Source organism: Kitasatospora sp. NPDC002227 (assembly GCF_040296285.1).
Taxonomy (GTDB): domain Bacteria; phylum Actinomycetota; class Actinomycetes; order Streptomycetales; family Streptomycetaceae; genus Kitasatospora.
This window is the reverse complement of record NZ_JBEOWY010000046.1, coordinates 20,019-46,214: the sequence shown is the minus strand read 5'-3', so window position 1 is coordinate 46,214 and position 26,196 is coordinate 20,019. Positions and strand designations below refer to the sequence as shown.

24 protein-coding genes are annotated in these 26,196 nt (G+C 72.8%); 18 read left to right on the top strand and 6 right to left on the bottom strand.

Annotated features, from left to right (window positions below; translation table 11 throughout):
* Window position 1: 1 nt before the first annotated feature.
* Window positions 2-508, bottom strand: a complete 507-nt coding sequence (locus tag ABT095_RS30150; RefSeq protein ID WP_350532716.1) for a DUF3515 domain-containing protein — start codon at window positions 506-508, stop codon at window positions 2-4.
* Between the two features lie 19 nt (window positions 509-527).
* On the bottom strand, window positions 528-761 hold the full coding sequence (locus ABT095_RS30145; RefSeq protein WP_350532734.1) for an Lrp/AsnC ligand binding domain-containing protein: 234 nt from the start codon (window positions 759-761) through the stop codon (window positions 528-530).
* 309 nt (window positions 762-1,070) lie between these two features.
* Here ABT095_RS30145 and ABT095_RS30140 point away from each other — a divergent pair, with 309 nt between their 5' ends.
* The 3 genes from ABT095_RS30140 to thiD all read left to right on the top strand — a co-directional run bounded on the left by ABT095_RS30140 (window position 1,071) and on the right by thiD (window position 4,235).
* Entirely contained in the window at window positions 1,071-2,039 is a 969-nt protein-coding gene (locus tag ABT095_RS30140; RefSeq protein WP_350532715.1) for a thiamine-phosphate kinase, read from the top strand.
* A 169-nt stretch (window positions 2,040-2,208) separates the two neighbouring features.
* Window positions 2,209-3,234, top strand: a complete 1,026-nt coding sequence (locus ABT095_RS30135) for a 6-phosphofructokinase (RefSeq protein ID WP_350532714.1) — start codon at window positions 2,209-2,211, stop codon at window positions 3,232-3,234.
* A gap of 206 nt (window positions 3,235-3,440) precedes the next feature.
* Window positions 3,441-4,235, top strand: a complete 795-nt coding sequence (gene thiD, locus ABT095_RS30130; protein WP_350532713.1) for a bifunctional hydroxymethylpyrimidine kinase/phosphomethylpyrimidine kinase — start codon at window positions 3,441-3,443, stop codon at window positions 4,233-4,235.
* A gap of 119 nt (window positions 4,236-4,354) precedes the next feature.
* Here thiD and rpmB read toward each other — a convergent pair whose 3' ends face one another.
* Window positions 4,355-4,540 (bottom strand): 50S ribosomal protein L28, encoded by a 186-nt coding sequence (gene rpmB / locus ABT095_RS30125; protein ID WP_035846000.1) that lies wholly within the window; start codon window positions 4,538-4,540, stop codon window positions 4,355-4,357.
* 261 nt (window positions 4,541-4,801) lie between these two features.
* Here rpmB and ABT095_RS30120 point away from each other — a divergent pair, with 261 nt between their 5' ends.
* From ABT095_RS30120 to mutM, 10 genes are all read left to right on the top strand, one after another.
* Window positions 4,802-6,436 (top strand): DAK2 domain-containing protein, encoded by a 1,635-nt coding sequence (locus ABT095_RS30120; protein WP_350532712.1) that lies wholly within the window; start codon window positions 4,802-4,804, stop codon window positions 6,434-6,436.
* A gap of 38 nt (window positions 6,437-6,474) precedes the next feature.
* Complete coding sequence (locus tag ABT095_RS30115; protein WP_350532711.1) at window positions 6,475-9,693, top strand: helicase-related protein; 3,219 nt, start codon at window positions 6,475-6,477, stop codon at window positions 9,691-9,693.
* Window positions 9,694-9,912: 219 nt separating this feature from the next.
* Complete coding sequence (locus ABT095_RS30110; RefSeq protein WP_350532710.1) at window positions 9,913-10,422, top strand: hypothetical protein; 510 nt, start codon at window positions 9,913-9,915, stop codon at window positions 10,420-10,422.
* A gap of 82 nt (window positions 10,423-10,504) precedes the next feature.
* Window positions 10,505-11,089: a 16S rRNA (guanine(966)-N(2))-methyltransferase RsmD gene (gene rsmD / locus ABT095_RS30105; protein ID WP_350532709.1), complete on the top strand. Its 585-nt coding sequence runs from the start codon at window positions 10,505-10,507 to the stop codon at window positions 11,087-11,089.
* Window positions 11,090-11,116: 27 nt separating this feature from the next.
* Complete coding sequence (coaD, locus tag ABT095_RS30100) at window positions 11,117-11,602, top strand: pantetheine-phosphate adenylyltransferase (RefSeq protein ID WP_350532708.1); 486 nt, start codon at window positions 11,117-11,119, stop codon at window positions 11,600-11,602.
* A 190-nt stretch (window positions 11,603-11,792) separates the two neighbouring features.
* Window positions 11,793-12,923, top strand: coding sequence for a F0F1 ATP synthase subunit B family protein (locus tag ABT095_RS30095; protein ID WP_350532707.1), 1,131 nt, complete (start codon window positions 11,793-11,795; stop codon window positions 12,921-12,923).
* 122 nt (window positions 12,924-13,045) lie between these two features.
* Window positions 13,046-13,696, top strand: a complete 651-nt coding sequence (locus ABT095_RS30090; RefSeq protein WP_350532706.1) for a YceD family protein — start codon at window positions 13,046-13,048, stop codon at window positions 13,694-13,696.
* A gap of 2 nt (window positions 13,697-13,698) precedes the next feature.
* Window positions 13,699-13,872, top strand: a complete 174-nt coding sequence (gene rpmF / locus ABT095_RS30085) for a 50S ribosomal protein L32 (RefSeq protein ID WP_350532705.1) — start codon at window positions 13,699-13,701, stop codon at window positions 13,870-13,872.
* A 20-nt stretch (window positions 13,873-13,892) separates the two neighbouring features.
* Window positions 13,893-14,657, top strand: a complete 765-nt coding sequence (gene rnc / locus ABT095_RS30080) for a ribonuclease III (RefSeq protein ID WP_350532704.1) — start codon at window positions 13,893-13,895, stop codon at window positions 14,655-14,657.
* 6 nt (window positions 14,658-14,663) lie between these two features.
* Window positions 14,664-15,506, top strand: coding sequence for a bifunctional DNA-formamidopyrimidine glycosylase/DNA-(apurinic or apyrimidinic site) lyase (gene mutM / locus ABT095_RS30075; protein ID WP_350532703.1), 843 nt, complete (start codon window positions 14,664-14,666; stop codon window positions 15,504-15,506).
* 13 nt (window positions 15,507-15,519) lie between these two features.
* Here the strand turns inward: mutM and ABT095_RS30070 are convergent, their stop codons facing one another.
* Entirely contained in the window at window positions 15,520-16,425 is a 906-nt protein-coding gene (locus tag ABT095_RS30070; protein WP_350532702.1) for a DMT family protein, read from the bottom strand.
* 161 nt (window positions 16,426-16,586) lie between these two features.
* Here ABT095_RS30070 and ABT095_RS30065 point away from each other — a divergent pair, with 161 nt between their 5' ends.
* On the top strand, window positions 16,587-17,939 hold the full coding sequence (locus ABT095_RS30065; protein ID WP_350532701.1) for a hypothetical protein: 1,353 nt from the start codon (window positions 16,587-16,589) through the stop codon (window positions 17,937-17,939).
* A 49-nt stretch (window positions 17,940-17,988) separates the two neighbouring features.
* On the opposite strand, the gene ABT095_RS30060 is transcribed toward ABT095_RS30065, so the two are convergent.
* On the bottom strand, window positions 17,989-18,888 hold the full coding sequence (locus ABT095_RS30060; protein ID WP_350532700.1) for a phosphotransferase family protein: 900 nt from the start codon (window positions 18,886-18,888) through the stop codon (window positions 17,989-17,991).
* Window positions 18,889-18,974: 86 nt separating this feature from the next.
* Here ABT095_RS30060 and ABT095_RS30055 point away from each other — a divergent pair, with 86 nt between their 5' ends.
* From ABT095_RS30055 to ftsY, 4 genes are all read left to right on the top strand, one after another.
* On the top strand, window positions 18,975-19,268 hold the full coding sequence (locus ABT095_RS30055; protein ID WP_350532699.1) for an acylphosphatase: 294 nt from the start codon (window positions 18,975-18,977) through the stop codon (window positions 19,266-19,268).
* Window positions 19,269-19,698: 430 nt separating this feature from the next.
* Window positions 19,699-19,902 carry a hypothetical protein gene (locus ABT095_RS30050; protein ID WP_350532698.1) on the top strand — a complete coding sequence of 68 codons (204 nt, stop codon included), beginning with the start codon at window positions 19,699-19,701 and terminating at the stop codon, window positions 19,900-19,902.
* Window positions 19,903-20,139: 237 nt separating this feature from the next.
* A complete protein-coding gene (gene smc, locus ABT095_RS30045; RefSeq protein ID WP_350532697.1) occupies window positions 20,140-23,676 on the top strand; it encodes a chromosome segregation protein SMC in 3,537 nt (1,178 codons plus the stop codon).
* A gap of 85 nt (window positions 23,677-23,761) precedes the next feature.
* Window positions 23,762-24,964: a signal recognition particle-docking protein FtsY gene (gene ftsY, locus ABT095_RS30040; RefSeq protein WP_350532696.1), complete on the top strand. Its 1,203-nt coding sequence runs from the start codon at window positions 23,762-23,764 to the stop codon at window positions 24,962-24,964.
* Between the two features lie 225 nt (window positions 24,965-25,189).
* On the opposite strand, the gene ABT095_RS30035 is transcribed toward ftsY, so the two are convergent.
* A complete protein-coding gene (locus tag ABT095_RS30035) occupies window positions 25,190-25,852 on the bottom strand; it encodes a bifunctional DNA primase/polymerase (protein WP_350532695.1) in 663 nt (220 codons plus the stop codon).
* Window positions 25,853-26,196 lie beyond the last annotated feature (344 nt).

The following is a 26,196-nucleotide window of genomic DNA, read 5'->3' as shown; positions in this document are numbered from 1 at the left end:
GCTACAGACCCGCTGGGATCGTGGCCTTGACGGCATCGGTCAGCGAGCTCAGCGGGTCCACGTAGTTCGGGTAGGCGCCCTTGGGCACGTGGACCTCCACGTACGCCTTGCGCAGCGTGGTGACGAAGTTGTAGCCGCCGTGCCCGTCCTCGCCCATCCCGAACTGCACGTCGTTGACCTCGGGCGCGGAGTCCAGCGGGTGGTCGTTCAGGTACGCCGGCCGCTCGATGCCGCAGCGCAGCACCGTCCGGGGCGAGCTGCCCCAGGCGGCGGTGTACGGGGAGGCGGGCTCCGGGTCCGCGCGGCGGTGGCCGAGCACCTCGGCGGGCAGTGCCCGGTCGAGTGCCTCGCAGAGCGCGGCGACCGAGGGCGCCGGGGTGGGCGGGGCGACCTGCTCGGGCCCCGTCCAGCCGCCGGCCAGCAGGCCGACCCCGCCCAGCAGTGCGAGCGGCGGGGTGACCCACCGGACCGGGGCGGGCAGGGCGCGCAGCGCACGGAGAGCGGTCATGCGCCGATGGTATCCGTGGCTACAGGTGCACCACCGGGCAGGTGAGGGTGCGGGTGATGCCCTCGACCTGCTGGACCCGGGCGACGACCATGCGCCCCAGGTCGTCCATGGTCTCGGCCTCGGCGCGCACGATCACGTCGTACGGCCCGGTCACGTCCTCGGCCTGCAGGACGCCGTCGATCAGACCGATGGACTGGGCCACGGCGGTGGCCTTGCCCACCTCGGTCTGGATCAGGATGTATGCCTGTACCACGGGGACCTCCAGGCGGGTGGTTTCGGAGATCGCCGCCGGGACGTCCCTGGGGGAGTGCACGACCGGCAGACTGATCACCACGCTACCGCGCGAGGCGGCCGGGAGGGGAGACCTCTGCGGAGCCGGGGGCTGTCTCATGATTCGCGTCGGATCAGGCCGGGTCGTTCGGTGGTGCGGCGAGAGTGCGTGGCAAGGGGGCACCTCCCGGCCGAAGGCTGGGGGAGGGCCGGCCCCGGCGGGAATCATGAGACAGCCCCCTTGAGCGTTACGCTGCGCGCGGTGGCAACGGTTGAGTGGAGAGGACGGCACATGCAGGGGACCGTGGGAGAGCTCGGCGAGTTCGGGCTCATCCGGGAACTGACGGCCCGACTGCCGCAGACCCCGGCGGTGGACCTCGGTCCGGGCGACGACGCGGCCGTGGTCAAGGCGCCGGACGGCCGGGTGGTGGCCACCACGGACGTGCTGATCGAGGGGCGGCACTTCCGCCGGGACTGGTCCACCGCGTACGACGTGGGCCGCAAGTCCGCCGCGCAGAACCTGGCGGACGTCGCGGCGATGGGCGCGGTGCCGACCGCCATCCTGCTCGGCCTGGTCGCCCCGGCCGACCTGCCGACCACCTGGGCCACCGAGCTGATGGACGGCCTGCGGGACGAGTGCCAGGTGGCCGGCGCCGCCGTGGTCGGCGGCGACGTGGTGCGCGGCGAGACCATCACGCTGGCCATCACGGCGCTCGGGGACTTGCAGGGGCGCGCGCCGGTGAAGCGCTCCGGCGCGCAGGTGGGCGACGTGGTCGCGGTGACCGGCTGGCTGGGCTGGTCGGCGGCCGGACTGACCGTGCTCCAGCGGGGTTTCCGCTCCCCGCGGGCCTTCGTCGAGGCGCACCGCCGCCCCGAGCCGCCGTACCACGCGGGCCCGGCGGCCGCCGAGCTGGGCGCCACCGCGATGATCGACGTCAGCGACGGCCTGGTGGCCGACCTCGGGCACGTCGCGGCGGCCAGCGGGGTCGACATCGACCTTCGGGCGGGCGACTTCGACGTCCCCGCGCAGATGGCCGACATCGGCCAGGCCGTCGGGGTCGACCCGCTGGTCTGGGTGCTCTCCGGCGGTGAGGACCACGCGATCGTCGCCACCTTCCCCGCCACCACCCCGCTGCCCGCGCGCTGGCGGGTGGTCGGCACGGTGGTCCGCCAGGCCGGCCCCTCCCGCGGTGGCCAGGTCACCGTGGACGGTGCGCCGTGGGACGCGACCGCCGGGTGGGACCACTTCGCCGCGGAGTGACCATGGGTGAGGGGGCTTCACCCGTCGGTGGCGCGGGAATGGGCTCCACAGGACCTCGACCGCGTAGTCTGGGCCCTCGGCCGGGTCGGTATGTCCGGTCTTGTCCGCCCCCAGCGACTCGTGGGCCCTCCCCTGCGCGGACGGTCCGCAGAGCGGAGACTCAGCCACCATGCGTATCGGCGTCCTGACCAGCGGTGGAGACTGCCCCGGCCTCAACGCGGTGATCCGCTCGGTGGTGCACCGGGGCACCGATGTGCACGGGGACGAGATCATCGGCATCGAGGACGGCTTCCTCGGCCTGATCGAGGGCCGGGCGCGGCCGGTCTCGCACGACGACGTGACCGGTCTGCTCACCTTGGGCGGCACCATCCTGGGCTCGGCCCGGGTGCAGCGCGAGCGGATCAACTGGGCGGTGGACAACTGCAAGGAGCTCGCCCGTGACATCGGCATCGACGCGCTGATCGCGATCGGCGGCGAGGGCACCCTGACGGCGGCCCGGATGTTCAGCGACGCCGGGCTGCCGGTGGTCGGGGTGCCCAAGACCATCGACAACGACATCGACGCCACCGACGTGACCTTCGGCTTCGACACCGCGGTGCACGTCGCCACCGAGGCGATCGACCGGCTGAAGACCACCGCCGAGTCGCACCAGCGGGTGATGGTGGTCGAGCTGATGGGCCGGCACACCGGCTGGATCACGCTCACCGCCGGGATGGCCGCGGGTGCCCACGGCATCCTCATCCCGGAGAAGGCCTTCGACACCGAGGCGGTGGCCCGGATGGTCGAGGAGCGCTTCCAGCGCGGCAAGAAGTTCGCCATCATCGCCGTCGCCGAGGGCGCGAAGCCGGCGCCCGGCACGCTCCGCTTCGACCACGGCGAGGTCGACCAGTACGGCCACCAGACCTTCGGCGGCATCGGCAACCGCCTGGCCGGTGAACTCGAGGGCCTGCTCGGCAAGGAGGCCCGCCCGGTCATCCTCGGCCACGTCCAGCGCGGCGGCACCCCCACCGCCTCCGACCGCGTCCTGGCCACCCGCTTCGGCTGGCACGCCGTCGAAGCCGTCCACAAGGGCGCCTTCGGCCACTTCACCGCCCTGCGCGGCACCGACATCCAACTCGTCCCGGTCGCCGAGGCGGTCACCCAGCTGAAGACCGTCCCGCAGGACCGCTGGGCGGAGTCGGAAGCCGTCCTCTGAAAGGGCCAGTTGCACCACCCAGGGGCGCGGGGAACTGCGCGACCAGCCGTGCACGACCTGCGTCCTACCGCTGCGCGCAGTTCCTCGCGCCCCCGGACCGTGCAACAGGCTCGCTGCGGCAGCCGGCAGGACCGCTTCCTCCGACCTCGCGCCGTTCCCCGCGCCCCTGTGGTGGTTGCTGTCCGCCGTCGGCCTAGGGTTGGGCCATGACCACTGCTCCTCCTCGCGTCCTCACCGTCGCCGGCTCCGACAGCGGCGGGGGTGCCGGTATCCAGGCCGACCTCAAGGCGATGCTCGCCCTGGGGGTGCACGGCATGAGCGTCATCACCGCCGTCACGGCGCAGAACTCGCTCGGGGTCCAGGGCTACTGGGAGCTGCCGGCCGAGGCCGTCCGGGCCCAGTTCCGCAGTGTGGTGGACGACATCGGCGTCCAGGCCGTGAAGACCGGCATGCTCGCCTCGATCGAGCTGGTCGAGACCGTCTCGGAACTGCTCGCGGGAGTGGGCGCCCCCGTGGTGGTGGACCCCGTCGGGGTCTCCAAGCACGGTGACGCGCTGCTGGCCGCCGAGGCCGTGGCCACCGTCCGCGAGCGGCTGCTCCCGGTGGCCACCCTCGCCACACCCAACCTGCACGAGGTGACGCAGCTCACCGGCCTGACCGTCACCGAGGAGCGGGACATGCGGCCCGCCGCCGAGGCGCTGCTCGCGCTCGGCCCGCGCTGGGCCCTGGTCAAGGGCGGCCACCTGGCGGGCGAGGCCGCCGACCTGCTGCTCGGCCAGGACGGCGTGGAGCACTGGTACCGCGCCCCGCGCCACGACAACCGCCACACCCACGGCACCGGCTGCACGCTGGCCAGTTCGATCGCCGCCGAGCTGGCCAAGGGCGCCGAGATGCCCGAGGCGGTGGCCGCCGCCAAGGCGTACGTCACCGGCGCGATCGAGGCCGGCTTCGCCCTGGGCGCGGGGATCGGCCCGGTCGACCACGCCTGGCGGCTCCGGTAGACGACTGTGGCGCGGCACCCCGGGAGGGGTACCGCGCCACAAGCCAGGCAGATAAACAGATGACCGATCCACCCGAAGGTGAATCGGTCATCCGGAGGACCGGCTTACCGGTCTGCGCGTCAGCGCGAGACCTTACCGGCCTTGATGCACGAGGTGCAGACGTTGAGCCGCTTCGGCGTACGCCCGATCACAGCGCGCACCGTCTGAATGTTGGGGTTCCAACGACGACGGGTACGGCGGTGCGAGTGGGAGATGTTGTTGCCGAAGCCCGGCCCCTTGCCGCAGACGTCGCAGTTGGCAGCCACAGGAGTCACTCCAAGACTTCAGATCATTTACGTTCGAAAACCCCGACTGAACCGCCCTGACCACTCACGTGGACCGGATCGACTCAAGGGGTGAGCCTGAACTGTTTCAGGCAACCGGGGAAGCATACATCTCCTCCTCCGGTTCAACGAAACTACCATGCCCGGACCCTTGATCGTCTCCGGTGGTGCGGCCGACCAGCGGAGTTCCCGCGGTGATGTTCCGGGCTAACCTGCCAGCATCGCCCGATGTGAGGAGACCCGGTGCTGGACACGCTCGACGCCTCGACCGTCCGCACCTGGTGCCGGCTCGCGCTCGGCGCCCTCGGGCAGGCCCGCGAGGAGATCGACGCGCTGAACGTCTACCCCGTGCCGGACGGGGACACCGGGACCAACCTCTACCTGACCGTCGAGTCCGCCGCCGTGGCCGTCGAGGAGTGCTTCGCCGCCGGTGCCGAGCCCGCGCTGGGGGAGACCGTCACCGCGATGGCCCGCGGCGCGCTGATCGGTGCCCGGGGCAACTCCGGGGTGATCCTGGCCCAGCTGCTGCGCGGCACCGCCGAGGTGCTCGCCCACGGCGGCGAGCCCGAGCGGCTGCGGGCCGCCCTGCGGCGGGCCGCCGAATCCGCCTACCAGGCCGTCGCCGAGCCGGTCGAGGGCACCCTGCTCACCGTCGCGGCCGCCGCCGCCGAGGCCGCCGGAGCGGCCGGCGGCGGTCTGGCCGAGACGGCCGACACCGCCTACCGGGCCGCCCGCCGGGCTCTGCAGCACACCCCCGAGCAGCTGGACGTGCTGGCCGAGGCCGGAGTGGTGGACGCGGGCGGGCGCGGCCTGGTCGCCATCCTCGGGGCGCTCGCCGACGCCGTGGCGGGCAAGACGCCGATGGGCCCGGTCGCCCTGCGGCAGGAGATCGTGCAGGCGGAACGGCTCATGACCGAAGGGCCCGGCTGCGAGGGCCACGAGCGCCCGCCGGGCCCCGGCCACCCCGCCTTCGAGGTCATCTACCTGCTCGACGCCCCCGACGAGCACCTGCCCGCGCTGCGCGCCAGGCTCGGCGCCCTCGGCGACTCCCTGGTGGTCGGCGGCGGCGACGGGCTGTGGAACGTGCACGTCCACGTGGACGACGCCGGGGCGGCCGTCGAGGCCGGGGTGGAGGCCGGGCGGCCGTACCAGATCCGGATCACCCACTTCGCCGAGGCCGCCGCCCGCGCGGGCGAGCGCGAGGGGGCCGCGCCGCAGGGCCGCGCCGTGCTCAGCGTGGTCTCCGGCAGCGGGCTGGCCGAGCTGTGCGAGCAGGCGGGCGCGGCCGTGCTGCTCGCCGACCCGGACCGCCCGCCGGCCAGCGCCGAGCTGGCCGAGGCGCTGCGCCGCTGCGCCGCCCGCGAGGTGGTGCTGCTGCTCAACGACCCCGAACTGCGCGCCGCCGCCGGGGCCGCCGCCGACCAGCTCCGCGAGGAGGGCGTGCGGATCGCCGTGCTGCCCACCCGCTCGCCCGTCCAGGGCCTGGCCGCGCTCGCCGTGCACGAGAGCGCCCGGCGCTTCGACGAGGACGTGGTCGCCATGACCTCTGCCGCCGGGGCCACCCGCTACGCCGAACTCGCCGTCGCCGAGGGGGAGTCCTGGACGATGGCCGGGGTCTGCCAGGCCGGGGACGTGCTCGGCCTGATCGACGGGGACGTGGCCGTGATCGGCGCCGACCTGCTCGAGACCGGCGGCACCGTGCTCGCCCGGATGCTCGCGGCCGGCGGCGAACTCGTCACCCTCGTCCTCGGTGCGGGCGCCCCCGACGGGCTGGCCGACCAGCTGGTGGCGCACGCGCGCAGGCAGCGCCCGGAGGTCGACACGGTGGTCTTCGCGGGCGGCCAGGAGGCGGCCCCGCTGCTCATCGGGGTGGAGTAGCGCCGGGCCGTCGGTGCCGTGGTGTCCAATAGGGCTTGATGTCTGCCCTGGACGAACCCCTGACCAAGCTCGTCGGCGACCGCACCGCGAAGGTGCTGGCCGACAGCCTCAAGCTGCGCACGGTCGGTGACCTGCTGCACCACTACCCCCGCCGGTACGTGGAGCGCGGCCAGCTCACCAGCCTGGACGACCTGGAGATCGACGAGCACGTCACCGTGCTCGCCCGGATCGAGAAGGTCACCCTGATCCCCTTCAAGGCCCGCAAGGGGGACCGCCTCGAGGTGGTGGTCACCGACGGGCGCGGCCGCCTCAGCCTGGTCTTCTTCAACCAGGGCTGGCGGCAGAAGGAGCTGCGACCCGGCGCCCAGGGCCTGTTCGCCGGCAAGGTCGGCGTCTTCAACCGAAGCCGCCAACTCGCCTCGCCCGACTACCAGTTGATCGACGAGGAGGAGGGCTCGGGCGCCGCCGCCCAGTTCGCCGGCCGGCTCATCCCGGTCTACCCGGCCAGCGCCCAACTGCCCAGCTGGAAGCTCTCGCTCTGCGTCCAGACCGCCCTGGAGAAGCACCTCACCGACCTCCGTGACCCGCTCCCGGAGGAGCTGCGCGAGCGGCACGCGCTGATCCCGCTGGCCGAGGCCGTCGAGTTGGTGCACCGCCCGCGCAGCCAGGCCGACCGCGAGCGCGCCCAGGAGCGCCTGCGCTGGGACGAGGCCTTCGTGCTGCAGACGGCGCTGGCCCAGCGCCGGGCCGAGGACTGGTCGCGCCCGGCGGTGAAGCGCAAGGGCTGCGACGGCGGCCTGTTGGACGCCTTCGACGGGCGGCTGCCCTTCACGCTCACCGAGGGCCAGCAGAAGGTCTGCGGCGAGATCTTCAAGGATCTGGCCACCGAGCACCCGATGCACCGGCTGCTCCAGGGCGAGGTCGGCTCGGGGAAAGCCCAGCCGCTCGATGCCCTGGTGCTGACACCGGGTGGATTCAAGGCCATGGGCGACATGCGTGTCGGCGACGTGGTGGTGACTCCCTCGGGTGATCTCGCTCCCGTCGAGGGGATCTTCCCCCAGGGCGAGCGTGACGTCTGGCGGCTCGTCCTGTCGGACGGCAGCTCCGTCGAGTGCGACGACGAGCATCTTTGGATCGTCGCGACCAGCTGCGCCTGGCACCGTGGCGACGAGCCCAGGATTCTCACGACACGGGAGATCCGCGGCGACCTCTGGAAGCGCAACGGAACATCCAAGTGGTACCTGCCGCAGGCGACGCCCGTTGATCTCGGCCAGGGAGACGAGCAGCCGCTCGACCCCTACTTGATGGGCGTGCTGCTGGGAGATGGCACCTTCCGGCACCAGCTTGGATTCTCGACGGCTGACGCCGAGATCCTGGACGCGGTCAAGGCCGCCGTACCGCCGGAGTGTGTGGTCTCCCGGAAGCTCAGCAGGCCGTACGACTACCTGATCCGGTTGCCCGGCCCACGCGGCGGGTCACAGCGGAACCCGGTGAACCAGGCGCTGCGGGAGCTCGGCCTGTGGCATTTGACCTCCCATGAGAAGTTCGTCCCGGAGGTGTACAGGAACGCCTCGATCAAGCAGCGGCTTGCGCTTCTGCAGGGGCTGATGGACACCGATGGCACGGTTGGCCGCAATGGCTACAGCATCTCGTTCTGCAGCGCCTCGCGGCGTCTGGCGGACGACGTCGCCTGGTTGGTGCGGTCCCTCGGTGGGCGGGCGCGGGTGCGGCCGAAAAAGGGCGCTTTCGAGGTCTCCGTCGGGCTGCCGGGTGAGTTCCCGCCGTTCCGGCTGTCCAGGAAGGCCGACCGGGTGGTGGACCGCCCCAAGTACAAGACCTTCCGGCGGGGCATCAGGCGGGTGGAGCTCGTCGGCCGCAAACCGGTGCAGTGCATTCGGGTGGGACACCCCGACTCGGCTTACATCACCGACAACTTCACTGTGACGCACAACACGCTCGTCGCCCTGCGAGCCATGCTGCGCACCGTCGACAGTGGCGGCCAGGCCGTGCTGCTCGCCCCCACCGAGGTGCTCGCCCAGCAGCACCACCGCTCGATCGTGGAGATGATGGGCGACCTCGCCGAGGGCGGCATGCTCGGCGGCTCCGACATCGGCACCAAGGTCGTCCTGCTGACCGGCTCGATGGGCGTGCCCGCCCGCCGCCAGGCGCTGCTCGACATGGCCTGCGGTGACGCCGGCCTGGCCATCGGCACCCACGCCCTGATCGAGGACAAGGTGCAGTTCCAAGACCTCGGCCTGGTCGTGGTGGACGAGCAGCACCGCTTCGGCGTCGAGCAGCGCGACGCCCTGCGGGCCAAGGGCGAGCAGCCCCCGCACCTGCTGGTGATGACCGCCACGCCGATCCCGCGCACCGTCGCCATGACGGTCTTCGGCGATCTGGAGACCTCGGTGCTCGACCAGCTCCCGGCCGGCCGTTCGCCGATCTCCACCCATGTGGTGCCCGCGGTGGAGAAGCCCAACTTCCTGGCCCGGGCCTGGGAGCGGGTCCGCGAGGAGGTCGGCAAGGGCCACCAGGCGTACGTGGTCTGCCCCCGGATCGGGGACGAGCCGGAGGACGGGAAGAAGAAGCGCAAGGCCACCCCGGACGATCCGGAGGACGTCGGCGCGTCGAGCGACGAGAAGCGGCCGCCGCTCTCGGTGGTGGAGACGGCCGAGATGCTGGTGCGCGGGCCGCTGGCCGGGCTGCGGGTGGAGATCCTGCACGGGCGGCTGGCGCCGGAGGCCAAGGACGAGGTGATGCGGCGGTTCGCGGGCGGCGAGGTGGACGTGCTGGTCGCCACCACCGTGATCGAGGTCGGCGTCAACGTGCCGAACTCCACCGCCATGGTGATCATGGACGCCGACCGCTTCGGCGTCTCCCAGCTGCACCAGCTGCGCGGGCGCGTCGGCCGTGGCAGCGCGCCCGGGCTCTGCCTGCTGGTCTCCGACATGCCCGCCGGCTCGGCGGCCCGCTCCCGGCTCGACGCCGTGGCGGGCACCCTGGACGGCTTCGAGCTCTCCCGGATCGACCTCGAGCAGCGCCGTGAGGGCGACGTGCTCGGCCAGGCGCAGTCCGGCGTGAAGTCCTCCCTCAAGATGCTCTCCGTCCTGGAGGACGAGGAGATCATCGCCACCGCCCGCGAGGAGGCCACCCGCCTGGTCGCCGCCGACCCCGACCTGACCGACCACCCGGCCCTGCGGGAGACCCTGGCCGGCCTGCTGGACGAGGACCGCGCGGCCTACCTGGAGAAGGGCTAGGCACTCTCGGCGAGTTGCACCACCAGGGGCGCGAGGAACTGCGCGAGTGCGGAAGGCACCGGCCTGTCGTCTTCCGGCCTCGTGCAGTTCCTCGCGCCCCTCGGCGTTGCAAGTGGCTGCCTCCTCCACAAGATCCGTTGTCAGTGCCCCGGGAGAGAATGAAGGTGTTCAGGGCGGGCTTCAAGGCCTGTTCCTGGCACGACACTTGGGGGTCCTGCCATGGCATTTCGTCATCTCAACGAGCTCCCGCTCGGCGACAAGATCTTCCGGATCGAGCTCGCCAGCGAGGACGACCGCGAAGTCACCCTCACCCTGACCGGCTGGCGCGAGGGCGCGTCCGCCACCCCGCTCGCGAGCGGCAAGCTCCGCCTCCCGGTGGAGGACGTCGCCAGCCTGCGGATCGCGGTCAACCGGGCGCTGCGCGCCCTCGCCATCGTCGCCGACGTCTCCGAGCCCATCCCCGACCGTGACGTGCTCCGTGAGCTCTACCCCGGACACGGCGCCCCCTGGGTGCCGCAGCACGAGGAGGAGCTGGTGCGCCGCTTCCACGACAACGAGACCGTCGCCCGGATAGCCGCCCGCTTCGGCCGCACGCCCGACTCCGTCCGCACCAAGCTCCGCGAGCTGGGCCACGACCCCCGCCGCCCGGAGTACTGCCCGCCCGACGGCTGCCTCTCCTGGTCCCGCTACGCCTCCCCGGCGCTGCTGGGAGCCACCGCCGCCGAGTGACCACGACGAGCCCCACCGGGACACCCCGGTGGGGCTCCGCCCGTATAGCGTGGGAGGCCAGCCACGAAAGGACCCTCTCGCAATGACCCGCGTGATCGCCGGCACGGCCGGTGGCCGCCGCCTCGCCGTGCCGCCCGGCCGCAGCACCCGCCCGACCTCGGACAAGGCCCGGGAGGCGATGTTCTCCACGCTGGAGTCGCTGCGCGGCACGATCCACGGGGCTCGGATGCTCGACCTGTTCGGCGGTTCGGGCGCGGTCGGCCTGGAGGCGCTCAGCCGGGGCGCGGAGCACGTCCTGCTGGTGGAGGCCGACGCGAGCGCCGCCAAGGTGATCCGGGAGAACGTCCGGACCCTGGGCCTGCCGGGGGCCGAGGTCCGCGCCGACAAGGCCGAGCGGGTGATCGTGGGGGTGCCGCCGCAGGCCCCGTACGACCTGGTCTTCCTGGACCCGCCGTACGTCGTGGCGGACGACACGCTGCGGGAGATGCTGATCACACTCCGCTCCGGGGGCTGGATCGCGGCGGACGCACTCGTCACCGTGGAGCGCAGCACCAGGGGCGGAGAGTTCGGCTGGCCCGAGGGGTTCGAGGCCTTGCGTTCGCGCAAGTACGGCGAGGGCACCCTCTGGTACGGTCGCGCCGCCGTCGAGGTCGATCAACACTCGTAGCACCGCACCCCACAAGGGAGTCCCCAGATGCGCCGCGCCGTCTGCCCCGGGTCCTTCGACCCGATCACCAACGGCCACCTCGACATCATCGAGCGTGCGTCCAAGCTCTACGACGTCGTCCACGTCGCCGTGGCGATCAACAAGAGCAAGCAGGGCCTGTTCACCGTCGAGGAGCGCATCGCGCTGATCGAGGAGACGACCGCCAAGTACGGCAACATCGTGGTCGAGTCGCACGCGGGCCTGCTGGTGGACTTCTGCCGGGACCGCGGCATCCCGGCGATCATCAAGGGCCTGCGGGCGGTCAGCGACTTCGACTACGAGCTGCAGATGGCCCAGATGAACCACGGCCTGACCGGCGTGGAGACCCTCTTCGTGCCGACCTCGCCGACCTGGAGCTTCCTCTCCTCCAGCCTGGTCAAGGAGGTCGCCTCCTACGGCGGCGACGTCTCCCACCTGCTCCCCGAGCTGGTGAACCGCCGGCTGGTCGAGCGGATCGCCGAACGCCGGGGCTGAGCCGGGCGCGGCCCGGGACATACCTGGCGAACCATCACATTTCCCCCGCCTCCGAGTGGGGGAAACCTCGCGAGCGTTTCGAGCTGCGGGGGCAGTGGCCGTACAGTCTGTACTCCTGCCCGACGATGTCAGGTCGCCGGGTGCCTGCCTCCGCCGCACCTCGGCGGCACACGGAAAGACCGAGACACCCGTGGACGTGCAGAACAGACTCGACGCGATCGTCACAGCGGTGGAGAACGCCCGCTCGATGCCGATGTCGGCCTCCTGTGTGGTGAACCGGGCCGAGCTGGTGGGCCTGCTCCAGGAGCTCCGCGAGGCACTGCCCGCCGAGCTCGCCCATGCCCAGTCGGTGATGGCCGACCACGAGCAGGTGGTGGCCGACGCCCAGGCGCAGGCCGAGCAGATCATCCAGGGCGCCCACTCGGAGCGCGGCTCGCTGATCTCCGACACCGAGGTCGTCCGCCGTGCCCAGGCCGAGGCGGACCGCATCCTGGCCGAGGCCCGCGCCGAGGTCGAGACCAAGCGCGTCGAGGCCGACGACTATGTGGACAGCAAGCTGGCCAACTTCGAGGTCGTGCTCACCAAGACGCTCGGCGCCGTCGGCCGCGGCCGCACCAAGCTGCGCGGCGACGCGAGCGTGTTCGAGCAGGACGGCTTCGAGGGTGACGGCGAGGAGTTCCAGCAGGCGTACCGCAGCCCGAGCCCCGAGGTGGACGAGTACGTCGATGTGAAGCTCGCCACCCTCGAGGCGGTGCTCGGCAAGACGCTGGAGGCCGTCGGCAAGGGCCGCGACAAGCTGCTCGGCAAGGCCCCGATCGACGAGCTGGGTGCCTACCTGGCCGCCGCCGACCAGGCCCAGCAGCTGCGCGACCGCGCCGAGGCGGTGGCCGCGGGCTTCGCCGACGAGGGCGAGGAGCAGCCCTGGTACCGCGAGGAGCTGCCCCCGCAGCCCGGCGCGGCCGTCCCGCAGCAGCAGACCTGGCCCGAGCAGACCCCGGCCGCCGCGGGCTGGCAGGCCCCCGGCGAGGAGGCCTACCAGGGTGCCCCGCAGTACGCCGGCCAGCAGCCCTACGCGGACCCGTACGGCGGCGCCTACGGCTACCAGCAGCAGGGCTTCCAGCCGGAGTACCAGCAGCAGCCGCAGTACGACGCGTACCAGCAGCAGCCCGGCTACCCCGAGCAGCAGCCCTACGCGGACCCGTACGGCTACCAGCAGCAGCCGCAGCAGCCCCACCAGCAGCACCCGGGGCTGGACGAGACCAGTTTCTTCGACACCAGCATGATCGACATGACCAGGCTGCGGGAGCTCGGCGGCCGCTGATCCCGGCGAAGTTGGGCGAGGGAGGACTCTCGGGTAGTCTGACCTCTCCGGCCTCTTCGTGCTGGCATGTTCGCGTGCCCGAAGTTTGAGCCGCAGACGTATCGCGTACACCCCTTCGGAAAGTGCAGGACACCTTGAACCGCCTCGACCACCGCGACCCGCTCGTGTTCGACACGCATGAGCTCGGCCGTCGCCCGGGTTCGATGCGTAAGGTCTCCCGCACGCTGGAGGCGCCCGCGGACCTCGGGATCGAGGACGTCATCGGCGTCCCGGCGAAGAGCGAGATCTCGCTGGAGCTCCGGCTGGAGTCCGTGATCGAGGGCGTCCTCGTCACCGGCACCGCCGAGGCGCGGGTCGAGGGCGAGTGCGTGCGCTGCCTGGAGCCGGTCGAGGACGAGATCGACGTCGAGTTCCAGGAGCTGTACTACTACCCGGAGGCCATCGAGCGCGCCCGTAACAACGGCGACGACCTCGATGAGGGCCTCGACGAGGATGAGACTTACCGACTGGAGGGCGACCTGTTCGACCTCCAGCCGGTGCTGCGTGACGCGGTGGTGCTCGCACTGCCGCTGCAGCCGGTGTGCCAGGAAGACTGCCTGGGTCTGTGCTCCGAGTGCGGGGCACGCCTGAGCGACGACCCGGACCACCACCACGATGCCGCCGACCCCCGGTGGGCGGCTCTGCAGGGACTCTCCGCCGCCCCCGGCGACGAGGGTGACGGGATCAAGAACAGCGGTACCCGTGAGGGTCTCGCCGAGAACCAGGAGAAGTAGCCGTGGCTGTTCCGAAGCGGAAGATGTCGCGCAGCAACACGCGCCACCGCCGTTCCCAGTGGAAGGCCGTCGTTCCGGCCCTCGTGGCGTGCGACCGCTGCCACGAGCCGAAGCTGGGTCACATCGCGTGCCCGAGCTGCGGCACGTACAACCGTCGCCAGGTCCTCTCGGTCTGATCGGCGGGGTGTACGGATCGATGTCGGATAGCAACTCAACCCGCAAGTCGTCTCCCGCCAACAACGGGGGCAAGGCCGGCGGACCGGCTTCGACCGAATACGACGTCCTGGAAGGGCGCCTCGGGTTCGTACTCGAGCGCGCCCTTCTGGTACGTGCACTGACTCATCGCAGTTACGCGTACGAGAACGGCGGACTGCCCACCAACGAGCGCCTGGAGTTCCTCGGCGACTCGGTGCTCGGGCTGGTCGTGACCGACACCCTCTACCGCATCCACCCGGACGTGGCCGAGGGCACGCTGGCCAAGCTGCGCGCCGCGGTGGTGAACTCCCGCGCGCTCGCCGAGGTCGGCCGCGGCCTGGAGCTCGGCACCTTCATCCGCCTGGGCAAGGGCGAGGAGGGCACCGGTGGCCGCGACAAGTCCTCGATCCTGGCGGACACCGTCGAGGCCGTGATCGGTGCGATCTACCTGGACCAGGGTCTGGAGAGCGCCACCGAGTTCGTCCACCGCCTGTTCGACCCGCTGATCGAGGAGTCCTCGCAGCTGGGCGCGGGCCTGGACTGGAAGACCAGTCTGCAGGAGCTGACCGCCTCGGTCGGCATCGGCGTCCCCGAGTACGTGGTGACCGAGTCCGGTCCGGACCACGAGAAGAACTTCGCCGCCGCCGCGCGCGTCGCGGGCGAGGACTACGGCCACGGCGCCGGCCGCTCGAAGAAGGAAGCCGAGCAGAAGGCCGCCGAGAGCGCCTGGCGCGCGATCAAGGCCAAGTACAAGTCGGCTAGCTGACGCCCGGTGCCTGAGCTCCCCGAGGTCGAGGTCGTCCGGCGCGGGCTGGCCCGCTGGGTCGCGGGCCGCACCGTCGCCTCGGCGGACGTGCTGCACCCGCGCGCCGTCCGCCGCCAGGTGGGCGGGGCGGCCGACTTCGCCGCCCGGATCACCGGCGCGACCCTGGGCACCGCCCAGCGGCGCGGCAAGTACCTCTGGGTGCCGCTCGACTCCGGCCTCGCGATGGTCGGCCACCTGGGCATGAGCGGCCAACTGCTCGTCCAGGACCCTTCGACGCCCGACGAGACGCACCTGCGGGTCCGGCTGCGCTTCACCGACGGCGGGCGGGAACTGCGCTTCGTGGACCAGCGGACCTTCGGCGGCCTGGCCGTCGAGGAGGCCGACGAGGACGTCACGCCGCTCTCCATCGCCCACATCGCGCGTGACCCGCTGGACGAACTCTTCGACGACGCGCACTTCGTGGCGGCCCTGCGGGCCAAGCGGACCACCGTCAAGCGGGCCCTGCTCGACCAGACCCTGATCAGCGGCGTCGGCAACATCTACGCCGACGAGACCCTCTGGCGCTCCCGCCTGCACTACGACCGCCCCACCGGCTCGCTCTCCCGCCCCAAGGCCACCGAGCTGCTCGGCCACGCCCGTGAGGTCATGACGGCCGCCCTGGCCGTCGGCGGCACCAGCTTCGACAGCCTCTACGTCAACGTGAACGGCGAGAGCGGCTACTTCTCCCGCGACCTCGACGCCTACGGCCGCGAGGGCGAACCCTGCCACCGCTGCGGCACGGCGATCCGCCGCGAGCCCTGGATGAACAGGTCCAGCTACTTCTGCCCGAAGTGCCAGCGCCGCCCCTAGGGCCTGACAGACCCTAGGCAGCGGTGGCCGGCTCGTTCGCCGGGTGGGTTTCCTCGTTGCCGAAGTGGGCGACGCCGACGGCGCTCAGCACCGCCAGGACGAACCCGAGCACGCCCATCCAGGCCAGGCCGGAGCGGGTGGAGTCGCCGAGCCAGAGCACGCCCACGGCGCCCGGCAGGACCGTCTCGCCGACCACCAGGGCGGCGGTGGCGCCGTTCACGGAGCCGAGCTGCAGGGCCACGGTGTGCAGGTACATCCCGCCGAGGCCGCCGACCAGGATCGCGTACAGGGCCGGATCACCCAGCAGCTGGGTGAGCGAGAAGGGCTCGAAGCCGTCCAGGATGCGGACGCCGATGCCGAGCGCCCCGAACGCGATGCCGGAGATCAGACCGGCCACGATCGCCCCGCCCGCGCCCATCCGCCGCACCAGCAGGCTGCCGCCGGCGATCAGCAGCACCGACACCGCGAGCAGCCACCAGTGCACGGCCGTCGCCGCGTGGTGCCCGCCCTCGGGCCCCGCCGCGATCGCCAGTATCACCAGGGCGCCGCACAGGATGCCGATCGAGGCCCACTCGAGCTGCTTCAGCCGCAGCCCCAGCAGTTTGATGCTGAGCACCGCGGTGATCACCAGGTTGGCGCTGATGATGGTCTGCGACAGGAAGAGCGGCAGCAGCCGCGCGGCGAGCGCACCGAGCAGGAAGCCCGCCAGGTCGAGCGCCGTGCCCAGGATGAACTCCCAGGTCACCACGGCCTTGGCCGTCGAGCTCAGGCTCGGCCCGCCGTGCTCGGTGACCCCGGCCTCGCGGCCGACGGCGGCTGCCTCCTCGCGGGCCGACCGCCGTGAGCCGAGCGCCTGCAGGACGGAGCCGGTGCCGTAGCAGGTGGACGCCGCGACGGCGGTGACGAGACCGATGATCACCAGGTGACTCCGAACTGTGCGTGACACTGACCGGCCACCCTATGCCCGCGCGGGGGCACCGAGGTCACCCGCCGGGAGGAGCCCGGGGCCGGTCTACCGGAGGGGAAGGACCAGCCCAGGGGGTGGCTCGTCGTCGGCTTCGGCCCGGTACGGTCTCTGTCATGAGAACTGTAGTGCGCCGCTCCACCGCGGCCCGCCCCGCCGCGCTGCTCGCGGCGCTGCTCGGGCTGCTCCTCCTGCTGGCACCGTCCGCCTCGGCGGCGGGAGGTGTGGACGAGGCGTCCAAGGCCCTGAAGAAGAGCCAGGTCTACGTGGACCCGACGATGACCTCGCGATTCTCGCAGGCCCAGGCCGACGCGCTGGCCAAGAAGATCGAGAAGGCCGACAAGCCGGTCTTCATCGCGGTGCTGCCCAGCAGCGCGCAGTACCCGCCGAAGAGCGTCGCGCGTGACCTCCGGACCAAGACCGGCATCGCGGGCCTGTACGGCATCTGGCTCGGCGACCAGTTCAAGGCCTTCACCGACCGCCAGGCGCTCTCGACGAACGCCGCCACCAACATGGCGCAGGCGGCCTTCGACGCCCACCGGGGCGACATCGACGCGACCGTGAACGACTTCGTCGACCAGGCCGACGGCCAGGTCAAGGGCCACGGTGTCTCCTCCGGCGGCTTCAGCGCCGCGCTGGTCGTCGTCCCGCTGGTGCTGCTCGCGCTGCTCGGCGGCGGTGTCTTCCTCCTGTTCCGCCGGGCCAGGAAGCGCCGCGAGGAGAAGGTCCGGGCCGAGCTGGCCCAGCTGCGCACCGTGGTGGACGAGGACATCACCGCCTTCGGCGAGGAGCTCGACCGCCTCGACTTCAACCCGGGTGCCCCGGGCGCCGACGACGCCCAGCGCGCCGACTACACCAAGGCCCTGGACAGCTACGAGAGCGCCAAGCGGGCCATGGACGCCGCCAAGCGACCCGAGGACGTCACCGCCGTGACGGAGGCCCTCGGCGAGGGCCGGTACTCGCTGGCCGTGCTGGACGCCCGCCGCACCGGCCGCGCGCTCCCCGAGCGCCGCCCGGCCTGCTTCTTCGACCCGCGCCACGGCATGTCCGTGCGCGACGCCGAGTGGGCCCCGCCCGGCGGCGCGGTCCGTACCGTCCCGGCCTGCCAGGCCGACCTGGACCGGCTGGCCATCGGCGCCACCCCGGACATCCGCACCGTGGAGACCGAGCACGGCCGCCAGGCGTACTGGGACGCCGGCCCGGCCTACAGCCCCTGGGCGGGCGGCTACTACGGCGGCGGCCTGCTCCCCGCGCTGCTGGTCGGCACCGCTCTCGGCTCGGTCTTCTCCACCCCCGCCTACGCGGCCCCCATGGGCTTCGAGGGCGGCCACGGCGGCTACGGCAGCGGGTACGACCCGAGCGTGGAAGGCGGCGACGAGACCGGTGCGGACTTCATCTCCTCCGACTTCGGCTCCTTCGACGGCGGCGGCTTCGGCGGCGGCGGGGACGACAGCTTCGGCGGCTTCTGACCGAGCCTGACGAGAAGGCCGTGCCCGGTGGCACGGCCTTCTCGCCGTCTCAGGCCAGCAGCGCCGCCAGGTAGTCCTCCATCCGGGCCGCGACCAGCTCGTCGGTCAGGTCCGGGCGGCCGACCGTGCGCCAGGGCACGACGACCTTCGCGGCGTCCGGGGCGAGCGCGAGGGCGTCGAGCAGCCGCCAGTAGCGGTGGTCGTCCGGGTCCGGGGTCAGCCGGCCGCCGGCCTCGGTGTAGTGCTCGGCGAAGGCCGTCCCGGCCGGGACGCCGTGCAGCAGCGCCAGGTTGGTCGAGCAGTGCGCCACGTCAAGGTCGGCCGGCCCCCAGGAGGTCTCCACCCAGTCCACGACACCGCTGATCCGCGAACCGGTGAAGAGCACGTTGCCCGGGTGGAAGTCCCGGTGCAGGAAGACGCCCCGGTAGGCGGGCGGCTCGCGGCGGATCACGTCCACCGCCGCGCGCCACAGCGCCGGGCGGGTGGTCCGCTCGGGAACGCGGACCAGCTCCGGGGCCGTCCAGGCCTGGTACTCGCGGGGCCGTTCGGCGGGCTCGATCCGGTGCACGGCCGCCAGCTGGCGGGCCAGCGGGCGGGAGATGCCCGGGTCGGCCAGCCGCAGGCCGCCGGGGAGCAGGGTCATCAACAGGGACGGGTGGTCGCAGTGCTCGCCGGTCGGATCGACCGCCACCAGTTCGGCGACGGGCACCTCGGTGGGGACGAGCAGCCGCAGGATGTCGGCCTCGCGGCGGAGCAGCCCGGGGGCGTGCTCGACGAAGAACGGTTTGACGAAGGAGCGCAGGACGAGCACCCGCCGCCCGGCGGGCCCGCCGACGGTGATCCGCCGCATCTCGGAGGTCCAGCCGCCGAGCAGCGGCTCGACCGTCTCGATCTCCTCGCCCTCGGCCAGTCGGCTCCGCACCCAGGCCTCGGTCTGTTCGAAGGTCATGGCGCCGACGGTAGTGAACGCCGCTGCGCCGGTGCGGGGGAATTCCGACCGGGACGCCCCGAGGCCGGGTTGTTAGGGTCGTGGGCATGCACGCTCATGATCCCCACCAGCCCACCCGCGTCACGGCCTGGGTGCGCGGCCGCGTCCAGCAGGTGGGCTTCCGGTGGTGGACGAGGGCGCGCGCGCTGGAGATCGGTCTCACCGGTTATGCGAGCAATCTGGGCGACGGCCGGGTCCAGGTGGTGGCCGAGGGCACCCACGCCGACTGCGAGCGGCTGCTGGCCCTGCTGCGCGGCCCCGGCACCCCCGGCGCGGTGTCCGGAGTGACGGAGATCTGGACCGCCACGGGCGGCGGTTACGAGGGCTTCGCCATCCGTTGAGGTCAGGGGTTGCCCGGGGTGGCGGCGGGTCGTCAGCGCCCGTACCGCTACAGGGCGGCGCAAGGCAAGCTCTGGCCGGGTAGGGTTGCCTTCCGGGCGTAGTCGTGGTTGACTCCGCAGCGAGCAGTGATCGACTGTGGTCCGTGCTCTGGCCGCCCGGCCGTACGGCGTGTGTTTCCCGCCGTGCAGGTGACAGGCGCGCGGTAGCGTGCGGTGATCGTGTTGACCCGTAGGGTCTTTGGTGAGACGCTGAAAGCCCGCGCACCAATCTGCGTTTCCCCGGCAGGGTCATGTCGTCGTGGGCCCAGCTCACCACGGCTTTCCCGCAGTGCCCAGCCAGCACGGCCGGTTCGTGGAGGCGTGCGTACCCCCCTTCCCCCTAGACCCATACCGCACCGGTTCGGTCACTCAGCGTGGAGGACCATTCATCATGGCAAAGGCGCTTCTCGGGTACGTCGGCGGCCCCGACCCGCGAATGCTCTCCGAGATGCGACGGCTTCAGCAGCGCGTCCAGGACCTGGAGTCCGAGCTCGTTCGGATGCAGGCCGAGAACGACGCACTCACCGCTGTCGCTGACGAGCACTCGCTGCTCAGCAGCATCGACCTGGATCAGCGGGAGCCCGCACTCACCTGATCCGATCCTCATCGATCGACGCCGCTGCGTATCGAGTCCCCGTCGTATCTCTCGTACGGGACGTAGCTTGCGAGGGACGCCCGGGTGGCGTCCCTTCGTCGTGTCCGGCCCCCCGCGCTGCTTTTGCTGAGGAGGATGCCCGGCTGCGGCGTGGTGAAACCGCCGCCTGACGGCCCGCTGTCGGCCGTGCCGGATACAGTCGCCCACGGACCACCTGTGAGGCGAGGAGAGCGGCGCGTGCACCTGAAGAGTCTGACGCTGCGCGGGTTCAAGTCCTTCGCCTCCGCCACCACGCTGCGCTTCGAGCCGGGCATCACCTGCGTGGTCGGGCCGAACGGCTCCGGCAAGTCGAACGTGGTGGACGGGCTCTCCTGGGTCATGGGGGAGCAGGGCGCCAAATCGCTGCGCGGCGGCAAGATGGAGGACGTCATCTTCGCCGGGACGAGCGGGCGCGCCCCGCTGGGCCGGGCCGAGGTGAGCCTGACCATCGACAACACCGACGGCGCGCTGCCGATCGACTACGCCGAGGTGACCATCACCCGGACGATGTTCCGCAACGGCGGCAGCGAGTACGCCCTCAACGGCGAGACCTGCCGGCTGCTCGACATCCAGGAGCTGCTCTCCGACTCCGGCATCGGCCGCGAGATGCACGTGATCGTCGGCCAGGGCCAGCTCGACTCCGTGCTGCACGCCGACCCGATGGGCCGCCGGGCCTTCATCGAGGAGGCCGCCGGGGTGCTCAAGCACCGCAAGCGCAAGGAGAAGGCGCTGCGGAAGCTGGACGCGATGGCCGCCAACCTCAACCGGGTGCAGGATTTGGTGGCCGAGTTGCGGCGCCAACTCGGCCCGCTCGGCCGACAGGCGAAGATCGCCCGGCGGGCGGCCGGCATCCAGGCCGAGCTGCGGGACGCCCGGCTGCGCCTGCTGGCGGACGACCTGCTCGGACTCCGTTCGGCCGTCGAGGCCGAGATCGCCGACGAGCTCGCGCTGCGGCTGCGGCGCACCACGGTCGAGCAGGAGCTCGCCGCCGCCCAGCAGTGCGAGGCCGTGCTCGAGGCCCAGGTGGCTCAGCTCGGGCCGCAGCTGGAGGCCGCCCGGCAGACCTGGTACCGGCTCTCGGCGCTGGTCGAGCGCACCAGGGGCACCATCGGGCTGGCCGAGGCCCGGGTGCGGCACGCCGTGAGCGGGGTGCAGGGGGAGGAGCGGCGCGGCCGCGACCCGGAGGAGCTGGAGCGCGAGGCCGAGGCCGTCCGCGAGCAGGAGGAGGCGCTGGCCGAGGCGCTGGAGCAGGCGCAGTACGCGCTCGCCGAGGCCGTCGAGCAACGCGCCGAGCTGGAGCGGGAGTTGGCGGGGGAGGAGGCTCGGCTGCGGCAGGCCGCCAGGGCGCTGGCCGACCAGCGGGAGGGGCTGGCCCGGCTGCAGGGGCAGGCCGGGGCGGCCCGGTCGAAGGCGGCGGCCGCCGAGGCGGAGATCGGCCGGCTGGTGGAGGCCCGGGAGGAGGCCGCGCGGCGGGCCGAGACGGCGGAGGAGGAGTACCGGCTGCTCCAGGAGCAGACCGAGGGCCCGGCGGCGGAGGACCTGGACGCGGGGTACGAGGCGGCGAAGGCCGCGCTGGCCTCGGCCGAGACGGCATTGGCGGCGGCCCGGGAGGCGGCGGCCGCGGCGGAGCGGGAGCGCGCCGCCCAGGTGGCCCGGCACGAGGCGCTCTCGCTCGGCCTGCGGCGCAAGGACGGCAGCGGCGCGCTGCTCGCGGCCGGTGAGCAGCTGGCCGGGGTGCTCGGCCCGGCGGCCCGCCTGCTGACGGTGGCCCCCGGCTGGGAGAGCGCCCTCGCGGCGGCCCTCGGCGCGGCGGCGGACGCCGTGGTGGTGGACGGCGTGGCCACCGCGGTGGCGGCGCTGCGACTGCTCCGGAAGGAGGACGCCGGGCGGGCGGCGCTGCTGATCGCGGGCGGCGGCGGCCCCGGGGATCCCGGCGAGGTGCCCGAAGGGCTGGCCGGGGCCGGGGAGTTGGTGAGCGGACCGGCCGAGGTGGTGGCGGTGGTGCGGGGGCTGCTGGCCCGTACCGTTGTGGTGGCGGATCTGGCCGAGGCGCGGGAAGTCGTCTGTGACCGGCCGGAGTTGACCGCCGTCACGCGGGGTGGCGAGCTGCTCGCCAGCGGGTTCGCCCAGGGCGGGGCGGCCGGGGCGCCGAGCCTGCTCGAGACCGAGGCGGCGGTCGCCGAGGCGGCCGGGCGGATCGCCGAACTCGACACGGTCTGCACGGACTTGGCCACCGATCTGACGGCGGCCGGGGAGCTGCGCCGCGAGCTGGCGGCCGAGCGCGAGCGGCTGGGCGCGCTGCGCCGGGCCGCCGAGCAGGAGCGGGCCCGGACGGCCGGGGCGCTGGGCCGGCTCGGTGGTCAGGCGCGGGCCGCGGTGGGCGAGGCCGAGCGGCTGGCGGCAGCCGTGGCGCGGGCCGAGGAGGGGCTGGCCCAGGCGCTGACCGCCGCCGAGGAGCTGGCCGAACGACTCGCCGCCGCCGAGGAGTTGGCGGAGTCGGGCGAGGAGGAGCCGGACTCCGCCCGGCGGGACGCGCTGGCCGCCGCCGGGGTCGAGGCCCGGCAGGCCGAGATGGAGGCGCGGCTCTCGGTGCGGACGCACGAGGAGCGGGTGCGCTCGCTCGCCGGGCGGGCCGAGCAGCTGGCCCGCGCGGCCCGCGCCGAGCGCGAGGCGAGGGCCCGGGCGGCCGAACGGCGTGAGCGGGCCCGCCACGACGCCGCCGTGGCCACCGCGGTCGGGGCCGGGGCCCAGCAGCTCCTCGGCCGGCTCGAGGGCTCGCTCGGCGCGGCCGACACCGAGCGGGCCGAGGTCGAGCAGCAGCGCGCCGATCGCGAGGCGCAGCTGAAGGCCGGCCGCGAGCTGGGCCGCGAGCTCAAGGGCGAGCTGGACAAGCTGGTGGACGCCGGCCACCGCGACGAGGTGCTGCGGGCGGAGAAGCGGCTGCGGATCGAGCAGCTGGAGGCCAAGGCGCTGGAGGACTTCGGCCTGGGCGGCGGCGAACTGCTCGCCGCCTTCGGCCCGGACCAGCTCGTGCCGCCGCCCACCCCGGAGGAGGGCCAGGAGCCGGGCGAGCCCCGCCCGTACGTCCGGGCCGAGCAGGAGAAGCGGCTGCGGGCGGCCGAGAAGGCGTACCAGCAGCTCGGCAAGGTCAACCCGCTGGCGCTGGAGGAGTTCGCGGCGCTGGAGGAGCGGCACCAGTTCCTCGGTGAACAGCTGGACGACCTCAAGCGCAGCCGGCGGGACTTGCTGGAGATCGTCAAGGACGTGGACACCCGGGTCGAGCAGCTCTTCACCTCGGCGTACCACGACACCGCCGCGCAGTTCGAGGGCGTCTTCTCGCGGCTCTTCCCGGGTGGCGAGGGCCGGTTGGTGCTGACCGACCCGGACAACATGCTGACCACCGGGGTGGAGGTGGAGGCCCGCCCGCCGGGCAAGAAGGTCAAGCGGCTCTCGCTGCTCTCCGGTGGTGAGCGTTCACTGACGGCGGTCGCGCTGCTGGTGTCGATCTTCAAGGCCAGGCCGAGCCCGTTCTACGTGATGGACGAGGTCGAGGCGGCGCTGGACGAGACCAACCTGCGGCGGCTGATCGCGATCATGGAGGAGCTGCGGGAGAGCTCCCAGCTGATCGTGATCACCCACCAGAAGCTGACCATGGAGTGCGCCGACGCCCTCTACGGCGTGACCATGAAGGGCGACGGCATCTCGCAGGTGATCAGCCAGCGGCTGCGGAGCTGAGCGCCCAAGAAGGTGCAGATCGGTCATCAGGGGCGAATGTCACCGTTCCGTGGCGGGGGGCGGGTCACGGATACTGGTCTGCGATATGGAATACGTGATCCTTGCCGTAGTCATCGCCGTGGTCGCCGTCGGTGCGATCGCGGGCCTCGTCGTCAACGGCAGACGACGCAAGACGCTGCCCCCGAAGTCGGCCGCCCCCGTCATCACGACGGCGCCGCCGACCCCGCGTGAGCCCCAGGTCGGCGACGAAGCCGCGCCGACCGCCACGGCACCCACGCAGACCATCGAGGAGGTCGAGCTTCCGCCGGTAGCGGAGGAGGAGCCGGCCGCCGCTGTCGAGGCACCCGAGCTGGAGGTGCCCGAGCCGACCGCGGGGCGGCTGGTCCGGCTGCGCTCGCGGCTCTCGCGCTCGCAGAACTCGCTCGGCAAGGGCCTGCTCACGCTGCTCTCCCGCGACCGGCTGGACGAGGACACCTGGGAGGAGATCGAGGAGACGCTGCTCGTCGCCGACGTCGGCGTCGCCCCGACCCAGGAGCTGGTCGAGCGGCTGCGCACCCGGGTCAAGGTGCTCGGCACCCGAACGCCCGAGGAGCTGCGCGGGCTGCTGCACGAGGAGCTCGTCGCCCTGATCGGCGCCGACGCGGACCGCACGCTGAAGACCGCCAAGCACGAGGACGGCCGCCCGGCCGTTGTGCTGGTCGTCGGCGTCAACGGGGTCGGCAAGACCACCACCTCCGGCAAGCTCGGCCGGGTCCTGGTCGCCGACGGCCGCAAGGTCGTGCTCGGCGCGGCCGACACCTTCCGGGCCGCCGCCGCGGACCAGCTGCAGACCTGGGGCGAGCGGGTCGGTGCCCGCACCGTCCGCGGGCCCGAGGGCGGCGACCCGGCCTCGGTCGCGTTCGACGCCGTGAAGGAGGGTATCGCCGAGGGTGCGGACACCGTGCTGGTCGACACCGCGGGGCGGTTGCACACCAAGACCGGGCTGATGGACGAGCTCGGCAAGGTCAAGCGGGTCGTGGAGAAGCACGGGCCGGTGGACGAGGTGCTCCTGGTGCTGGACGCCACGACCGGCCAGAACGGGCTGGTGCAGGCGCGGGTGTTCGCGGAGGTCGTGGACATCACCGGCATCGTGCTCACCAAGCTCGACGGCACGGCCAAGGGCGGCATCGTGGTCGCGGTCCAGCGCGAGCTGGGCGTGCCGGTCAAGCTGATCGGCCTGGGCGAGGGCGCGGACGACCTGGCGCCGTTCGAGCCGGGCGCGTTCGTGGACGCCTTGATCGGCGAGTAGGGACGACAGTAGGGCTCTGCACCCAGGGCGAGTTGCACTATCCAGGGGCGCGGGGAACTGCGCGAGTGCGGGAGACGACGGCCTGTCGCCTACCGCTTCGCGCGGTTCCCCGCGCCCCTGAGCGGCTGCAACTGGATCTCCGCGGTAGCTGCTGCGACGCCTCTTCCGGCCTCGCGCGGTTCCTCGCGCCCCTGGGGCGTTGCAGCTTGCCCGCGCAGAAAGGGTTCACCCCGCCAGTTCGGGGGCCCGCTCCCGGCTGCGGTGGCAGGTGTAGGCGAGGGTGCCGAGGAGGAGGCGGGCCTCCGGCGGGCAGCCGGCCGTTTCGCGGGAGGGGCGGCGGAGCCAGCGGGTGGGGCCGAGGGAGCCGAGGACGGTGGGCGGGGCGGCCACGTAGGAGCCTTCGCCGTGGCAGGCGAGGTCGAGGGCGGCGTCGTCCCAGCCCATCCGGTAGAGGAGCTCGGGCAGGCGGGCGGCGGTGCCGGGGGCGACGAAGAAGAGCAGCCGCCCGGTCGGCGGCGCGAGCACGGGCCCGAGCTGGGTGCCCATCCGCTCCAGCCGGACCAGCGCCTGCAGACCCGGCTGCGCCGGGACGTCCAGCACGTCGAAGGACCGGCCGGCCGGCAGCAGGACGGGGGCGTCCACCGCCCAGAGCTCCCGGACCGACGGGGCGTGCGCGTCCAGCGTGGCAACCGGGCTCACGCCGTCGTGCAGCCCGGGCGCGGCGCAGTGTACCGCCGCGCACCCGCACCGCCCGTCCGCCGCGGTGCGGCCCGAACCGACGGCGACCGACCAGCCCCAGCGGCCGGTGTACTCGGCGGCCGCCCGGTAGGAGCTGCCGCGGGCGCGCCGGCGCGAGCCGAAGCGCAGATCGCCGAAGAGGTTGTCCATGCCTCCCCCAACAGGTTCGGATTGCCGGTGGTTACGGGACTGTGACGATCCGTCGATTGTCCGACCTGGTGCGGGTGGTGCGTCGGCGGCGCGCGGGGGCCGGCGTGCTCCGATTCGGGTCGCGCGGGCGAGGAGTCGCTTGGCTCCGGCGCGGCTACTGCCGGACCGTCGGTGCTGCACAGGGTGCCTCCGTCATATTCGAGGTCGTCAAGACCCTTGGACCTGAAGCGAATTGGCGGCTGAGGGCGGCGTGGAGCAGCTCAAGGGCCGACTGTTGGAAGCCGACGTGAGCCGGGTACCAGTGAAGCGCGGTACGACGTCGATTAGTTCACTCGTAGGGGTGG

What these genes read in the sequence shown, in the direction of transcription:
- ABT095_RS30065 (WP_350532701.1), top strand. Translation starts at nt 16,587, where the DNA reads ATGAGAACTGTAGTGCGCCGCTCCACCGCGGCCCGCCCCGCCGCGCTG.
- ABT095_RS30110 (WP_350532710.1), top strand. Translation starts at nt 9,913, where the DNA reads ATGGCATTTCGTCATCTCAACGAGCTCCCGCTCGGCGACAAGATCTTC.
- ABT095_RS30060 (WP_350532700.1), bottom strand. Translation starts at nt 18,888, where the DNA reads ATGACCTTCGAACAGACCGAGGCCTGGGTGCGGAGCCGACTGGCCGAG.
- ABT095_RS30115 (WP_350532711.1), top strand. Translation starts at nt 6,475, where the DNA reads ATGTCTGCCCTGGACGAACCCCTGACCAAGCTCGTCGGCGACCGCACC.
- rsmD (WP_350532709.1), top strand. Translation starts at nt 10,505, where the DNA reads ATGACCCGCGTGATCGCCGGCACGGCCGGTGGCCGCCGCCTCGCCGTG.
- ABT095_RS30150 (WP_350532716.1), bottom strand. Translation starts at nt 508, where the DNA reads ATGACCGCTCTCCGTGCGCTGCGCGCCCTGCCCGCCCCGGTCCGGTGG.
- ABT095_RS30055 (WP_350532699.1), top strand. Translation starts at nt 18,975, where the DNA reads ATGCACGCTCATGATCCCCACCAGCCCACCCGCGTCACGGCCTGGGTG.
- ABT095_RS30140 (WP_350532715.1), top strand. Translation starts at nt 1,071, where the DNA reads ATGCAGGGGACCGTGGGAGAGCTCGGCGAGTTCGGGCTCATCCGGGAA.
- ABT095_RS30050 (WP_350532698.1), top strand. Translation starts at nt 19,699, where the DNA reads ATGGCAAAGGCGCTTCTCGGGTACGTCGGCGGCCCCGACCCGCGAATG.
- rnc (WP_350532704.1), top strand. Translation starts at nt 13,893, where the DNA reads ATGTCGGATAGCAACTCAACCCGCAAGTCGTCTCCCGCCAACAACGGG.
- ABT095_RS30135 (WP_350532714.1), top strand. Translation starts at nt 2,209, where the DNA reads ATGCGTATCGGCGTCCTGACCAGCGGTGGAGACTGCCCCGGCCTCAAC.
- ABT095_RS30035 (WP_350532695.1), bottom strand. Translation starts at nt 25,852, where the DNA reads ATGGACAACCTCTTCGGCGATCTGCGCTTCGGCTCGCGCCGGCGCGCC.
- thiD (WP_350532713.1), top strand. Translation starts at nt 3,441, where the DNA reads ATGACCACTGCTCCTCCTCGCGTCCTCACCGTCGCCGGCTCCGACAGC.
- ftsY (WP_350532696.1), top strand. Translation starts at nt 23,762, where the DNA reads ATGGAATACGTGATCCTTGCCGTAGTCATCGCCGTGGTCGCCGTCGGT.
- coaD (WP_350532708.1), top strand. Translation starts at nt 11,117, where the DNA reads ATGCGCCGCGCCGTCTGCCCCGGGTCCTTCGACCCGATCACCAACGGC.